General features: G+C 73.3%; 11 protein-coding genes. 7 read left to right on the top strand and 4 right to left on the bottom strand.

All coding sequences use genetic code 11. From position 1 onward, the window contains the following. Positions 1 to 323 precede the first annotated feature (323 nt). Both AB0A97_RS24685 and AB0A97_RS24680 read right to left on the bottom strand, forming a co-directional pair. Positions 324 to 2,108, bottom strand: a complete 1,785-nt coding sequence (locus tag AB0A97_RS24685) for an ABC transporter ATP-binding protein (protein ID WP_361153737.1) — start codon at positions 2,106 to 2,108, stop codon at positions 324 to 326. Between the two features lie 100 nt (positions 2,109 to 2,208). Further along, complete coding sequence (locus tag AB0A97_RS24680) at positions 2,209 to 2,403, bottom strand: hypothetical protein (protein ID WP_030019622.1); 195 nt, start codon at positions 2,401 to 2,403, stop codon at positions 2,209 to 2,211. 335 nt (positions 2,404 to 2,738) lie between these two features. Here AB0A97_RS24680 and AB0A97_RS24675 point away from each other — a divergent pair, with 335 nt between their 5' ends. Together AB0A97_RS24675 and aac(3) are read left to right on the top strand one after the other, a co-directional pair. After that, complete coding sequence (locus AB0A97_RS24675; RefSeq protein ID WP_361153734.1) at positions 2,739 to 3,650, top strand: DMT family transporter; 912 nt, start codon at positions 2,739 to 2,741, stop codon at positions 3,648 to 3,650. 77 nt (positions 3,651 to 3,727) lie between these two features. Beyond that, positions 3,728 to 4,594 carry an aminoglycoside 3-N-acetyltransferase gene (aac(3), locus tag AB0A97_RS24670; protein ID WP_361153732.1) on the top strand — a complete coding sequence of 289 codons (867 nt, stop codon included), beginning with the start codon at positions 3,728 to 3,730 and terminating at the stop codon, positions 4,592 to 4,594. 579 nt (positions 4,595 to 5,173) lie between these two features. Here the strand turns inward: aac(3) and AB0A97_RS24665 are convergent. Further along, positions 5,174 to 6,175 (bottom strand): alpha/beta hydrolase, encoded by a 1,002-nt coding sequence (locus AB0A97_RS24665; protein ID WP_361153729.1) that lies wholly within the window; start codon positions 6,173 to 6,175, stop codon positions 5,174 to 5,176. A 178-nt stretch (positions 6,176 to 6,353) separates the two neighbouring features. Here AB0A97_RS24665 and AB0A97_RS24660 point away from each other — a divergent pair, with 178 nt between their 5' ends. Continuing rightward, positions 6,354 to 6,923 (top strand): TetR/AcrR family transcriptional regulator, encoded by a 570-nt coding sequence (locus tag AB0A97_RS24660; RefSeq protein WP_361153726.1) that lies wholly within the window; start codon positions 6,354 to 6,356, stop codon positions 6,921 to 6,923. Positions 6,924 to 6,969: 46 nt separating this feature from the next. On the opposite strand, the gene AB0A97_RS24655 is transcribed toward AB0A97_RS24660, so the two are convergent. After that, on the bottom strand, positions 6,970 to 7,203 hold the full coding sequence (locus AB0A97_RS24655; RefSeq protein WP_361153723.1) for a cytochrome P450: 234 nt from the start codon (positions 7,201 to 7,203) through the stop codon (positions 6,970 to 6,972). Positions 7,204 to 8,570: 1,367 nt separating this feature from the next. Here AB0A97_RS24655 and AB0A97_RS24650 point away from each other — a divergent pair. The 4 genes from AB0A97_RS24650 to AB0A97_RS24635 all read left to right on the top strand — a co-directional run bounded on the left by AB0A97_RS24650 (position 8,571) and on the right by AB0A97_RS24635 (position 14,051). Continuing rightward, positions 8,571 to 8,801: a cold shock domain-containing protein gene (locus AB0A97_RS24650; RefSeq protein ID WP_361153720.1), complete on the top strand. Its 231-nt coding sequence runs from the start codon at positions 8,571 to 8,573 to the stop codon at positions 8,799 to 8,801. Positions 8,802 to 9,065: 264 nt separating this feature from the next. Then, positions 9,066 to 11,024 (top strand): PAS domain S-box protein, encoded by a 1,959-nt coding sequence (locus tag AB0A97_RS24645; RefSeq protein ID WP_361153718.1) that lies wholly within the window; start codon positions 9,066 to 9,068, stop codon positions 11,022 to 11,024. A gap of 283 nt (positions 11,025 to 11,307) precedes the next feature. Beyond that, the gene (locus AB0A97_RS24640; protein ID WP_361153715.1) at positions 11,308 to 11,793 is read left to right on the top strand and encodes a DNA-binding protein; all 486 of its coding nucleotides are present in this window, start codon (positions 11,308 to 11,310) and stop codon (positions 11,791 to 11,793) included. Between the two features lie 119 nt (positions 11,794 to 11,912). Next, positions 11,913 to 14,051 carry a hypothetical protein gene (locus AB0A97_RS24635; RefSeq protein ID WP_361153713.1) on the top strand — a complete coding sequence of 713 codons (2,139 nt, stop codon included), beginning with the start codon at positions 11,913 to 11,915 and terminating at the stop codon, positions 14,049 to 14,051. Positions 14,052 to 14,065 lie beyond the last annotated feature (14 nt).

Here is a 14,065-nt window from a genome sequence, read left to right as displayed (position 1 = left end):
AGGACGGTGAAGTCCGCGTCGGACATCCAGGGAGTGGCCCCCGCCGGAGCGCACGGCAGGGCCGTCGGCCGGGGCCCATGAGCCGGATCGATCCTGCTGATCGGCGGATTCGTGCCGGCTCCCCGGGGCCGCCCCGGGCTGTACATCGGACATCCGTGGGGAAAGTCCGGCGAGAGCGGGACGGCGGGTGCGGTGGGGCGACGGCCGCTTCAGCAGTGCCCGCGCCGTGTGCGGCGGGGCGCCGGTCGCTGGGCGGCGTGGCTGAGGCGCGGTCGCTGACCGGGCCTCGGCGGGCGTCGCCCGCCGTGCTGCCGGCGACGCGCTCAGCCCTCCGCGCGCCCCGCGTCGGCCGTGCGGTGTGCCGGTGCCGGCCCGGACGGCTCGGTGATCTCCTCGGGGGCGGACGGCGCGGCCGGACCGACGGTGCCGAACAGGACGTCCACCCCGACGGCGCCACCCGCGACGGTCCTGCCCTCCGGGCCCGGGACGGTGCCCCCCGTCCCGCCCGCGACGGCGTCATCCGGCCCGCCCGTGCCGTCCGACCTGGCCAGGCCGGCTGCCGCGCTCAGGTCTTCGGTCGCGTCCTCCTCCATCGGAGCCGCGGGTTCCGGAAGCAGGTCCAGTACGGCCTGCCGGTGCGTCTCGCTCGTGGCGTCGTCGTACGGGTCGGGTGTGGCCGGGACCTGGAGGCGGAGCACCGGTCCGGTGCCCAGCCGCGCGTAGCCGCGCCCCGGCGGTACGTCGGTGGCCGGTGTGGTGTTCGGCGGCGCGCCGAGCACCGCCTGCACGTCCTCCGGCGTGGCCGGTCCCAGTATGACTCTGGCCCGGGTGTGCGTCAGCACCGGCTCGCTCAGCAGTCCGGCACTGTCGAGCTGGTCGGCCACCACCACCGTGACGAAGGCCGCCCGGCCGTGCCGCAACGGCACGTGCAGCAGGTGCTGCGGGTCGTCCCGCCCTTCGGCCACCGCGAGATGGGCCAGTGCGGTGGGCCGGTCCAGAAGAATCCACAGCGGCCAGCGGATGTCGTCCGGAGCCTGCCGCCCGGCCTGCCGCGCGCGGTTGGCGGCGATCAGCCGCCGCTCGGTCTCGTGCGCCGCCCACTCCAGCGTCGCCAGCGCCCCCGACAGCCCGGACTCGACGCCCATCACGCCGGTCCGCCCCGCCAGACACGCGTACTCGCCGGTCCCGCCGCCGTCGATCACCAGGACGTCGCCGTACGGCAGCGCTTGCAGCGCGATGGACCGCAGCAGCGTCGTGACGCCGACGCCCGGCTGCCCCAGTACGAGCAGGTGCGGCTCGGTCGACCGCAGGCCGGTCCGCCACACGACGGGCGGCACGTCACGCGTCTCCTCGCCGGCCTCCACCGGCAGCGTCCGCTGGACGGCGCCGGCATCGGTGAAACCGAGGACCGTCTCGCCGTGCGTCGTCACGAACCGCTGCGCCGCGATGTCGGTCGGCAGCGGCGGCAGCACCGTCAGCGTCAACTGGTTCGACTCCTCGTCCCACGCGAAGTGGTACTCCCTGCCGCGCCCCGACTTCGCGTACAGCACCTGCTCGATACGGGCCCGGGACGCCGCGTCGCCGTCGGTGAAGTACGCCGGGTACCGCAGCGTCAGCCGGGCCGGGCGCCCGGCCTCGTCGAACGCGTACTCGGTGAAGGCGCTCTCCCAGTCCCCGTCGTGGGCGTACAGGGGACTGGGATCGCCCTCGATCGCGAAGTACGGCACCAGCGCCTCGTACAGCGCCTGCAGGCGGCCGGTCTCCGCTTCCCCCGGACCGGCGGCGGGCTCCTCGGCCGGCTGCTGCTCCCGGCCCGCCCAGGCTGCCGCCGCCATCACCGTGACCAGCGCGAGCACCGGCCCGTACGGGACGAGCGCCACCGCCAGGACGCTGCCGGCGGCGACGAACAGCAGCGAGCCGCGCCGCTCCTTGGGCGTGTCGGACCAGCGTCGGCGCCCGGCGGCCAGCAGCCGGCGCAGCCCCCGGCTGATGGTGATCAGCGGGTGGAACACGTCGGCCGCACCGTCCGCCGCGGTACGCGCGAACTCGCGCCCGCGCGCGATCGGCGCGCTGTCGGTCAGGATGCGGGGCAGTGGACGCCGGGCCACATCATCTCCTGGGGGATCGTGCGGAGGCCGCTGCGCCCGCCGGGGACCACGGGCGGCCGGGCGCCGCCCGCCGGACGGGCGCGGGGGAGCGGACCGGAGGTCAGAGCTTGATGCCGCCCAGGAGGTTGGCCAGGCTCGCCCCGCCGGCCTTGATGCTCGGGGCGATCGCGGAGCCCGCGAGGTAGAAACCGAACAGGGCGCAGACCAGGGCGTGGGACACCTTGAGCCCGTCCTTGCGGAAGAACAGGAAAACGATGATGCCGAGCAGAACGACGCCGGAGATGGACAGAATCATGGAGTTCTCTCCTCGGTGGTGGGGACGGTCACCATGAGTCCTTCCAGCCTCACAGCAAGTATCAAGCCGCAAAAAGCCGCGAACGGGTGATTCACCGGCGAAACCCCCCGGCCGGCGCAACACAACTGCCCGGATGGCCCCCAAGGGCCACATAATTGCAGGTCAGGTCGCTAGTGGCGGAGACCGCAGCGGGCTGGGCGGGTGGGGCCGTCCGGTGGGCGTGGCGGCGCGGACCCGGGGCTCGCGGTGGCGCGGTACCGGGCCGGGCGGCGGGTCTGGCACCGTGGGGGCAGCGGCGGCCGGTGACCGCCCGCGCCGGACAACAGGAGCCCTCCGTGACAGCTGTGCTCTCCGCGCTGTTCGCCCTGTTGACGGCCGTGGCCAACGCCACCGGTACCGTGCTCCAGCGGATCGCGGCCCGCAAGGTGCCGCCGGGCGACGCTTTCAGCGTCCGGCTGTTCCGGCACCTGTTGCGCAGCCCGGCGTGGCTGGGCGGGATCGCCGTCATCGTCGGCGCCGCGGCGTGCCAGGCCCTGGCGCTGACACTGGGTTCGCTGTCGCTGGTGCAGCCCATCCTCGTCACCGAGCTGCCGTTCACGCTGCTCGTCGCCAGTGCGGTGGCGCGGCGGCGGTTGCCCGCGATCGGCTGGGCGGCCTCGGTCATGGTGGCCGCCGGCCTCGGTCTGGGGCTGGCCGCGGCCGCCCCGTCCGGCGGCAGCACCGAGGTGCCCGTCGGGAAGTGGGTGCTGACGCTGCTCGTCTCCGGGGGCGTCATGGCCGCCTGCGTGCTGGCCGCCCTGCCGAGGCCCCGGGGCAAGGCCCGTGCGGCCCTGTTCAGCTCCGCCTCCGCGATCGGTTACGCCCTGACCGCGACGCTGATGAAGGCGGCGACCGACACCTTCGACCGGCACGGGCCCGGCGCGTTCTTCGCCGGCTGGCAGACGTACGCCTTCGTGGCGGCGGGCGCGTGCGCACTGTTCCTGCTGGCCAACGCCATGGAGTCCGGCCCGCTGGTGGCGTCGCAGCCCGCACTCACCCTGGGTGAGGCGCTGGTCAGTCTGGCCCTCGGGATCGTGGTGTACGGGGAGCGGGTCCGCACCGGCTGGTGGCTGATCCTCGAAGGGCTCGGAGCGGTCATGGTCACGTGGGGTGTCGTGGTGCTGCCCCGGGCCGACACGGAGGGAGGGGACGGGGAAGGGGGCGGCGAAGGGAGAGAGGCGTCCGCGGACGGGCGGTCCGGTGACTGACCGGCGTGCCGGGACGGCCGGGGGCGGACGCGGAAATGCGGTGCCGCGGACCGTGGGGGACGGCTACCTTCCCGTCCATGGACGAACTCGCCTTGCTCAAGCGCTCCGACGGCCCGGTCACCCGGGCCCGCCTCGCCCGGGACCTGACCGCGCTCGGCCTCGGCGAAGGTGACACCGTGATGTTCCATACGCGGATGTCCGCCGTCGGCTACGTGGCAGGCGGGCCGGAGACGGTCATCGGCGCCCTCCGCGACGTCGTGGGCGAGCGGGGAACCCTGATGGTGACCTGCGGCTGGAACGACGCCCCGCCGTACGACTTCACCACCTGGCCGCAGGCCTGGCAGGACGCCCTGAGGGCCGAACACCCGGCGTACGACCCCGTGCTGAGCGAGGCGGACCACAACAACGGGCGCCTTCCGGAAGCGCTGCGCCGCATGCCCGGAGCCGTCCGCAGCCGCCACCCCGACGCGAGCTTCGCGGCGCTCGGCGCGGCGGCCGCCGCGTTGATGGCCGACCACCCGTGGGACGACCCGCACGGCGCCGACAGCCCGCTGGCGCGGCTGGTCGCGACGGGCGGCCGGGTGCTTCTGCTGGGCGCCCCGCTGGACGCTCTCACGCTCCTGCACCACGCCGAGGCCCTGGCCGAAGCGCCCGGCAAGCGGTTCGTGGACTACGAGCAGCCGATCCTCGTCGACGGGGAGCGGGTCTGGCGGCGGTTCCACGACATCGACTCGGAGGACGGGGCGTTCGACTACTCCGCCCTCGTGCCCGAGGGAACGGAAGCGTTCGACATCATCGGGCGGGACATGCGCGCCGCGGGCATCGGACGCAGGGGGACGGTGGGGGCGGCCGACAGCCATCTCTTCGAAGCCCGTGACGTGGTGGCCTTCGGCGTGGCCTGGATGGAGGAGAAGCTGGGCCGGGCGAAGGGGCCCGGCGGATGATCACATGGCGTCGGGTCACCGAAGCGGACTTCCCGCTCCTGCGGAACTGACCGGCGCAGCTGCACGTGGCCCGGTGGCGAACCGCGACACCTCGGCGGGGGGCGCGCGACTTCTGCCCGGTGACCAGGGACGAGGAGCTCGCGGAGGACCTGCTCGTCCTCCTCGACGACCGGCCCTGGGCCTGGTCCAGCGGTCCCGGTTCGCCGACTGCCCCGACCACTGGGACGAGTTGGCCGCCGTCACCGAGGTGACCGGCGAGACGACGGCTCTCGACCACCTCATCGGCGATCCGGGACAGAGGGGGCGGGGACACGGTCCGCGCATGAACCGGCCCCCTCCGGGCGACCTGGCGCGACCACCCGTACGCCCCGGCCGCCCTGATCCCCGTACCGGTCGCCAGCCGGGCTTCCTGGCGGGCCCGGGAGAAGGCCGGGCTGTGCCGTGCAGCGGAGGGCGAGCCCCGCCGCCGGCCGCGCGCACTGTGTCCACGGTGCGACGCGGCCGGCTCAGCCGACGCGAACGGACCGTGGGTGACGCGCGGACGGGCGGCGGAACTACCCGGCCGGACAGCGGGTGACGTCAGCCCTGGACCGGTGACGGGCCGGGCAGGTGGCCCAGGAAGTCGAGCAGCGCGGCGTTGACTTCGGCGGGCCGTTCCTGCTGGGTCCAGTGTCCGCAGCCGGGGAGGGTGATGCTGCGGTGCAGCTTCGGCGCGACCGTCTTGAGCGAGGCGAGGAGTTCGCCGATGCCGTGCAGCGACATCACCATGTCGCGGTCCCCGCCGACGTACAGCGCGGGCTGGTCGATGCCGCGGCCCCGGAAAGCGGCCAGCAGCTCGTTGTTCCGTCCGATGTTCCGGTACCAGTTGAGGGGGCCGGTGAACGCCCGCTCCCCGTGGCCCGCGTAGTCGCGGACGAACGCGTCGATGTCGTCCGGGGTGAGCCAGGCGGGCAGTCGCTCCGGTTCGGGGACCGAGTCGATGAGGGTCACGCCGTCGGGAACGATCCAGGGGCGCGGAGCGGTGGTGGCGGGGTTGTCGCCCGAGCCGCTGGCCAGGATGCGGCGGAACGTCGAGGCCGGGTCCCGTGCCAGCTCCGCGTCGGCGACGCCCGGCTGCTGGAAGTAGCACTGGTAGAAGCCGTCTCCGTAGAGCCGCCGCGTGACCTCCGGCGGTGCCATGCCCGCGGGCAGGATGGGCGGCACGCTGAGCCCTGCCACGGCCCGTACGACATCCGGGCGGAGCATGGCCGTCACCCAGGCGACGGGCGCGCCCCAGTCGTGGCCGACGACGACGGCCCGTTCCTCGCCGAGGGCGTGGATCAGGGCGATCACGTCGCCGGCCAGGTGCAGCAGGCTGTACGCGTCGGGGTCGTCGGGCTGCTCGCTGCGGGCGTAGCCGCGCTGGTCCGGCGCCACCACCCGGTATCCGGCCGCGGCGAGCGGGCCGAACTGGTGGCGCCAGGAGTACCAGCTCTCCGGGAACCCGTGCAGCAGCAGGACCAGCGGCCCCTCGCCCTGCTCGGCGATGTGCAGTGTGACTCCGTTGACTTCCACGGAGCGGTGCTTGACGGTGACGGTCACGTGTCCTCCGGCAGCTCGGGGCGTCGGCTGACGCCGTCGCCTGTCGTCCAGCGGAGGAAACCGATCGGTTTCCTCAGGAGAACCGTAGACCGTCGGAAGCCCTGGTGCTGTACTCGGGGGTATACCGGTCAGTTTCCACGCGGCACGGTCGGCGCGACCGACGCGGTACTCTCCTCGTATGTCCAGTACCGGCACAGCGTCCACCCGGGACCGGCTGCTCGACGCGGCGGCCGAACTCTTCTACCGCGAGGGCGCCTCCATCGGGGTCGAGGCCCTGTGCAGGACGGCCGGGGTCTCCAAGCGCTCGATGTACCAGCTCTTCGACAGCAAGGACGAGGTCTTCGCGGCCAGTCTGCGGCGGCGCGCCCCCGCCTACGAGGAACAGCTCGCCCTGCGTACCGTCGAAGCGGGCCCGCCGCGCACACGCATCCTGTACGTCTTCGAACGGCTCGAAAAGCTGGCGGAGACGGCCGACTACCGGGGCTGCCCCTTCCTGGCCGCACAGGTCGAACTCAAGGACCCCGGACACCCGGCGAGCATCGTCGCCGAGGAAGTGAAGCGGCATCTGACCGACGCCTTCCGTGCCGAGGCCGAGCGGGGCGGGGCGCGCGACCCCGAACTGCTGGCGCGTCAACTGACCCTGGTCTTCGACGGCGCGAGCGCGCGCGCCGGGGCACGGGTGGAGAGCCTGGCCGGGCTGGCCGTGACCACGGCGGCCGCACTGCTCGACGCGGCGGGCGTGGCCTGACCGGCCGAGGCGGGCGGGAGGCGGCGCGCCCGCGCCGGCGGGGACGTCACCAGTCGACCGGCAGGGTGAGCGGCGACTTGGCGGGGGATGTGTCGTCCCAGGTGGGGCTCTGTCCCGCCGCCAGGTGCAGGTGCGGGAAGCGGTCCAGCAGCGCTTCCAGGCCCACGGTCAGCTCCGCACGCGCCAGGTGCGCGCCGATGCAGTTGTGCGCGCCCCGGCCGAACGTGAGGTGCGGGTTCGGCCGCCGGCCCAGGTCGAGCCGCTCCGGAGCGGTGAACACGGTCTCGTCGAGGTTGGCGGAGGCCCAGCGCCGGAAGGACCGCGTCCCCCGCCCGGATCGTCTGCCCGCCCACTTCGAAGTCCTCGACGGCCTGCAGCACCACCACACCGTTCATCACCGGTACGTAGCGCAGGAACTCCTCCACCGCACTGGGCAGCAGAGCGCGGTCGTCCCGCAGGCGGGCGTACTGTTCCGGCTCGGCCAGCAGCGCCACGACGGCGTCGGACAGGAACATGGTCGTGGTCCGGTAACCGGCGACGAGCATCGACAGCCCGAAGCCCAGCACGCTCTCCTCGTCCAGCTCACCGTGGTCACACCGGCGGACCAGATCACTGAGGATGTCGCCGGCGGGCTCCCGCCGCTTTCGGACGATCAACGACCGGACGTAGTCCCGCAGCAGCGGGGTGACCCGCCGCGCCTCCGCCAGGGTGAGCAGCGCTCCCAGTGCCACGTCCGCCAGGGGGAGGTAGTAGTCGCGGTCCTCGTACGGAATGCCCACCGACTCGCACATCACCAGGAGCGGGAACGGCTCGGTGTACCCGGCGACCAGATCGGCGGGCGGGCCCCCGTCGGTGAACGTGTCCAGCAACCGCTCGGCGTCCGCGCGGAGCCGCGGCAGACGGCGCCGCACGGACCGGGCGTTGAACGCCTCGGACAGGGCCCTGCGCCGCGGGCCCTCCATCTCCATCATCGTGATCAGTTCCGGGCCGTCCGGCCGGTCCTGCTCCGGCTGGAAGGACCAGCCGTTGATGGTCGGCCTGATCAGCCGCGCGTCCCCGATGACCGCCCGGACGTCGTCGTACCGGGTCAGGAACCAGCTTGGCGTGTCCTCGTCGCGCAGCCGCGCCACGGGGCACTCCCGGCGCAGCCGGACGTACTCCGCGGGCGGTCCCATGGTGCCCGGCGGCGGCAAGGGCAGTTCGATCGAGGGGGGCGGGTGCCGGGGCGGCGCGGGATACCGTCGGACGACTGCGGCGTGCTCTGCACCGGGTTCCGCCTTTCCTCCGTGACGTCTCGCGCTTTCCTCCGTGACGTCTCACGGCGTCGCGTCCACCGCTGCCCCGGCCGCAGCCGCAACCACTCACGCAACGCCCCGTCCCTGACAGCTATTTCCCCTTTGTCGCAGTAGTTCACACAGTCTGTTCATACGCCGGGGGTGTTGCGGACCGTGGGCGGTACGGACATCGCCGCGCTGCGGCGGCCGGGCTCCGGCACAGACTCCGGCGCCAGGACGGCGTGCGCCTGGGTGCGGGCCGTGCCGGGCGCCGGGCCCGAGCTACGTGCGCCCGCGAATGCGCCCCCTTAACCACCGGTGAGAGGGCACCCGTGGGATGTCCCGCCCGCTCCACCCGACAGAGGTGATTGCTGTGCCCCATGGCGTCGTCAAGTGGTTCGACCACGAACGAGGTGCCGGCCTGGTCGCCCAGACCGGCGGAGGACCGGACGTCCTCGCCTACCGTTCGGCGATCCAGGGGGACGAACCGGCCCGCACCCTGACGACGGGGGAGCGCGTCTCCTTCAACCTCGTCGAGGACTTCGAGGGCATCCGGGCGGAGAACATCTACCGTCTCCCGGGCCGCTGCCGTTTCCCCGGCTGACGGTGGCCGTCCGGCTGCGCTGTGCGACTGCCTCACGATTTCCAGCGCAACCGGGCGGGAAAGCAGAAAGGTGCAGTCCAGTGTTGTCCAAAAGCGAACAAAGCTGATGGCGCTGGACGGCGCATGCTCCAATATCCGCACTCTCGCAGGCAAGGGTTTGCGGGACACGGCGGCGGGGCGTACTCGGGCCGACTGCGGGTGCCGTGACGGGAGGTCGTCACTCTCGTTGCCCGGGGCGTCGATGCGTCATGAAGTGAGGCACGGATGACGGCAGTGGAGGCCCCGCGGAACGGCGCGGGCGAGCAGGAGCTGTTCCGGGGGCTGGTGGAGTGTTCGCAGGACGCGATCCTGACCAAGACGCTGGACGGGCAGGTCACGTTCTGGAACGCGGCGGCGCAGCGGTTGTACGGGTACCGGGCCGAGGAGATGGTCGGCCGGCACATCGGGCTGCTGATCCCGCCGGGTCTGAAGGACGAGGAGGCCGGTCTGCTGGAGCGGATCGGCCGGGGTGAGCGGATCGAGCACCACAAGACGCGGCGGGTCACGAGCGGCGGCCGGGTGCTGGACGTGGACGTGTCCCTGTGGCCGGTCCGCTCCCGGCGGGGTGTCGTGCACGCCGCCTGTTCCATCACCCGGGACATCACCGACCGCAAGAAGGCGGACGCGCGGAGCGACGAGCTGGCGGTGGTGGTGGAATCGTCCCAGGACGCGATCCTCATCAAGAGGCTCGACGGCCAGATCACCTTCTGGAACACGGCGGCGCAGCGGATGTACGGCTACCTGGCCGGGGAGGTGGTGGGGCAGCACATCGGGCTGCTGATCCCGCCGGAGCTGAAGGACGAGGAGGCCGGTCTGCTGGAGCGGATCGGCCGGGGCGAGCGGATCGAGCACTACGAGACCCGCCGGGCCACCGGCGACGGCCGGATGCTGGACGTCGACGTGACCCTGTGGCCGATCCGCAACCGGGACAGCGTCATCACCGGCGCCTGCTCCACCATGCGGAACATCACCGACCGCAAGAAGGCCGAGCGGGAACTCGCCGAACTGTACGCGCAGCAGCGGCACATCGCCCTGGCCCTGCGGCTGATGGGTGCCTCCGAGCAGATCCCCGGAGCCCGCGCCGCCACCCGCTACCTCCCCTCCACCCAGGGGCAGGGCGTGGGCGGCGACTGGCTCGACCTGATCGACCTGGGCGCCGGCCGGGTCGGCGTGATCATCGGGGACGTCATGGGGCGCGGCCTGGACGCGGCCGTGGTCATGGGCCAGCTCCGTTCCGCCGCCCGGGCGCTGGCGCTCGCCGGAACGCCGCCGTGCGAGCTGATCCAGACGCTCGACACGTTCACCCGCGGGCTGCCGGAACAATTCGTCACCTGCACCTACTTGGAAGCCGACCCGGCGCTCGGCGAGGTGACCGCCTGCTCGGCCGGGCACCTGCCGGTCTGGCTCGTCGCCCCGGACGCGACGGTCGGCGCGCTGCCGGTGCCGACCGGCATCCCCCTCGGCGTGGGCGGCGTACCGCATCAGGAGGTCCGCCTGCCCCTGCGGGCCGGTACGACGCTGGCCCTGTACACCGACGGCCTGGTGGAGACGCCGCGCAGCGACATCGGGACCCAACTGGACCTGCTCACCGCCACCCTGGGCGAGGTCTTCACCACCACGGTGGACCTGGAGGAGGCCGCCGACCGCGTCCTGCACACCCTGCTCCCGGACACCGCCACGTACGCCGACGACGTCACCCTCCTGTTGGTCGGCTTCCCTGCCGCGCCGCTGGACACTGCGGCGGTGGACCTGCCCGGCACGCCGTCCTCGGTCCCGGAAGGCCGCCGCTTCCTGCTCCGTACCCTGCGGGCGTGGGGCCTGGCGACGCTCGCCGACACGGCGCTGCTGCTGTCGTCGGAACTGCTGACCAACGCCGTCTGCCACGCGCGGGGGCCGCTGACGCTGCGCGTCTGGTACAGCGCCCGGGAGTTGGGCGTGGAGGTCGTGGACGGCAGTACGCCCCGGCCCCGGGCCCGGGTCGCGGACACCGCCGAGGAGAACGGCCGCGGCCTGATGCTCGTCGAAGCCCTCGCCGACGCCTGGGGCACGCGCCCCGACGCCGTCGGCAAGACCGTCTGGTTCACGCTCCGGACGGCTCCGGCCCTGGCCGCCGGTGCCCGGCAACGCGACATGGACGCGGGCGGCGGGCACGAGGTGTCGGGAGTGGCCGAACCCGCCTCCTGAGGGCGGGAGCAGGGCAGTTCGGCGGGCTGCGCCGACCGGGTGATCGTCGCGGTCGTACGCATGGGGCGCGGGGCGGTGGGCAGTATCGACTCGCCTCGTTCCTCGGGGAAGATGAACGAGGCCCCAGGCGGGCCGGGGTCGTTCGGCGGCGGAAGGCCGGTGACGACGGCGCCCCGGCCCGCCCACTCCGTGACAGCGCCGACCGTGCCGGCATCAACGCGGGCAAACAAGTCGTTCACAATAAAGCGTTGACGTGTTTTCGTGTCGGTCCCATGCTGACTCCATGACATCGGCCTCCGAACAGCCCGGACAGCCCGAACAGCCCGAACAGCATCCCGACACGGACCCCTTCCCGCTGCCGGACGCGCAGCAGGCTCGTGCGCAGCGGGTGCACGCGGCGCTGTTCCGGGTCGCGGAGCGGCACGCGGCCACCGAGGAACAGCGGGCGCGGCAGCGGCATCCGTCCGTCCTCGGCCCGCACGAGGCCGTACGGCTGGTGGCGTTCCTGATGAGCGGGGCGGCACGGCTCGAAGAGGGCGAACCGGAGGTGGACCGGGCGGACATCACCGCGGCGTTGAGCCTGCTGCCGCTGGTGCGCGGCGAGCTGGACGAGCTGGAGGCCGGCCTGCTGCGGATGGCCCGCGGACGCGGCATGACCTGGCCCGAGGTGGCCTTCGGGCTGGGGCTGGGCACCCCGCAGGCGGCCCGACAACGGTACGAGCGGCTGTCCGGCCGTGTCCGCGACACGGGAGAGACCGAAGAGGAGTAGCGGACGGCGGCGGCCGTGCCGGAGGTTCGGCCGGGAGCAACCCTCCCTGAAGGCCGGGCCTCTGCACTAACCTGACGTGGCATCACCAGCGGTACGGTCGGTGACACATCGGGGGACCCGTGCCTGACGATCTCGGATTCGACAAGCTGCTCGACGACGACGGTTTGGTGGCCAGGCTGCTCGGCAAGACCCGTGCGGGCCGCAACCGCAAGCCGCTGCACGGTCCCGACCTGCCCGTCGTTCTGCTCGTCGGCGGGCCCGGCACGGGCAAGGGCCGGTTCCTGCGGTGTGTACGGGGCGAATTCGGCCGCCACGTACCGACGGCGCACATCGACTGCGGACTCCCGGTGTACCGGGAGCAGGCGGAGCAGCACCCGCAGACGCGCTCGGTGCCGACGGAGGTGCTGCGCGAGGTGGCCCAGCAGTTCGGCGCCTGGCAGGGCGACGGCGGAGCGGTCGCCACCCCGCGCCTGTACGCGGGCCTCGCGGCGGTCGCGGCCAGCGATCCGCTCGCCGACACCGCCACCCTGGTCAGCGAGGTGCAACGGCACGACAAACTGCTGCCGCGCGGCTCCTTCTGGCGGGGGGTGCTGAACCGGGCGGGCAGGGCCTACGTAGGCGTCGTCGCGGGGCTGGTGGCCCACCCGGGGGCCGTACCGTTCATCAACGCCGTACTCGACGAACTGCTCGCCCGCACCTCCCAGGAGGGCAAAGCCCTGCTGGCGGCGTGCTACGGCGAGTACACGGGCGCGGGCGGCCATCCGAAGCTGGGGCTGCACTCGCTGGCCTCGCACTTCCAGCAGGGCGGTGAAGCACGCGAGGTCGCCGAGGGCTTTCTCTTCCGCGCGCTGCGGCAGGACATCGAAGCCGCGTACGTGTCGCTGCTGGGCCGGCTGTCCCGGGCCGGGCGGCCCGCCCTGCTGCTCGACCACGCGGACAACGCCCTCGGCAGACGGCTGCTGAGACCGGTGCTGGAAGACCGCGAGCGGGGGCATCACGACCGGCTGGTGGTCATGGCGACCGCCCGGCGGGAGGACGGCGGGCGCTTCCTGCACCACGTCGGAGGCGCCGGGGGTACGGACGACGACGCGCCCGTCAGCTGGCGGCCCTCCGACGGCGGCCTGCCGCGGTGGAGCCGTCCCTCCGGCGGTGTACCCGGTCTGACGCCCCTGTCGCGCGGCGTCCTCCTGGTCCGGATGCCGATGCTCACGCGCGACCAGCAGTCCAGGGAGACGGCCCGCCTCCAGGTCCGGCGGGCGCTGGGTGACAACGCCGCCCAGCTCCGCATCGACAGCGGCATCCACCGGCTGAGCGGCGGGCGCCCGCTGTTCGTGACCCGGCTGGGCGAGGCGACCGCGGCGCTGACGTTCCGGGAGCCCGGCGCGGACACCGACTGGGCCCTGCTGGAGGCGCGGGTGCGCGCCGGGGAGGACGCGGAGGGACGCCCGGTCGCGGACCTCCTGCTGGACGACCTCGTCGTCCGGCAGCCTCCGGAGGATCTCCCGCCGGAGCAGCGCGGGCACTGGCTCGACCTGCTCAGCCACCTGTCGGTGGCCCACGACGCGGAGTGCGCCCAGACCCTGATGCACGAGGTGCAGGCGGGCCGGGACGAGCGCCTGTCCGCCTACCGCATCGCCGAGCTGCTGCGGGACAGTGGCTGGCCGCACTGCCCCCGGCACTTCATCGGCGACCTCGGCCTGCGCCGCCTGCTCATGCGGCGCCTGCACCGGCTGCGCGCGAACGGCGCGGCCTGGCTCGGCGACCACACCCTGCTGCGGGACCACTACCGCGCCCTGGAGGCCGACGAGGCCGACGAACTCTTCGGCTCCGCCGCCGCGCACGGCATGCACCACCACCTGGCGGTCGGCGACGCCGAGGCGGTCACGGACTACCTCGACCGCACCTTCCTCACCCGCAGCGCACGGGTCTGGTGCGACGAACTCCTGGCCATCGCCGAGGCGCCGCTGCTCGGCCGTACCGACGACCGGATCGCGCGGGCACTGGGCGAGGCAGAGGTGACCGGTGACGTGCGGCACAAGCGCATCGACCGGCTGCTGCACGCCGTACGGCTCTGTGAGGACCGGACGGAACCGCTCGACGAGGCCGTGGCCGACGCCCTGCCCAAGCTGCTGGAACGGCTGGGGGAGGAACCCGCCGCCGGGGCCGGCACGCTGACGCAGACGGCCCGCGACTGGCGGGACCGGCTCGCCAACAAGCAGCCGCTCAGACCGTGCACCTGCACGAGACACATCGGCTAAGGGAGGGTGCGGCG

The sequence above is a fragment of the Streptomyces sp. NPDC045470 genome, assembly GCF_040646595.1.
GTDB lineage: Bacteria > Actinomycetota > Actinomycetes > Streptomycetales > Streptomycetaceae > Streptomyces.
Note: the sequence above shows the minus strand (reverse complement) of the source record. Positions and strands in the feature narration are given on the sequence as shown.

What these genes read in the sequence shown, in the direction of transcription:
- AB0A97_RS24680 (WP_030019622.1), bottom strand. Translation starts at nt 2,403, where the DNA reads ATGATTCTGTCCATCTCCGGCGTCGTTCTGCTCGGCATCATCGTTTTC.
- AB0A97_RS24660 (WP_361153726.1), top strand. Translation starts at nt 6,354, where the DNA reads ATGTCCAGTACCGGCACAGCGTCCACCCGGGACCGGCTGCTCGACGCG.
- AB0A97_RS24645 (WP_361153718.1), top strand. Translation starts at nt 9,066, where the DNA reads ATGACGGCAGTGGAGGCCCCGCGGAACGGCGCGGGCGAGCAGGAGCTG.
- AB0A97_RS24640 (WP_361153715.1), top strand. Translation starts at nt 11,308, where the DNA reads ATGACATCGGCCTCCGAACAGCCCGGACAGCCCGAACAGCCCGAACAG.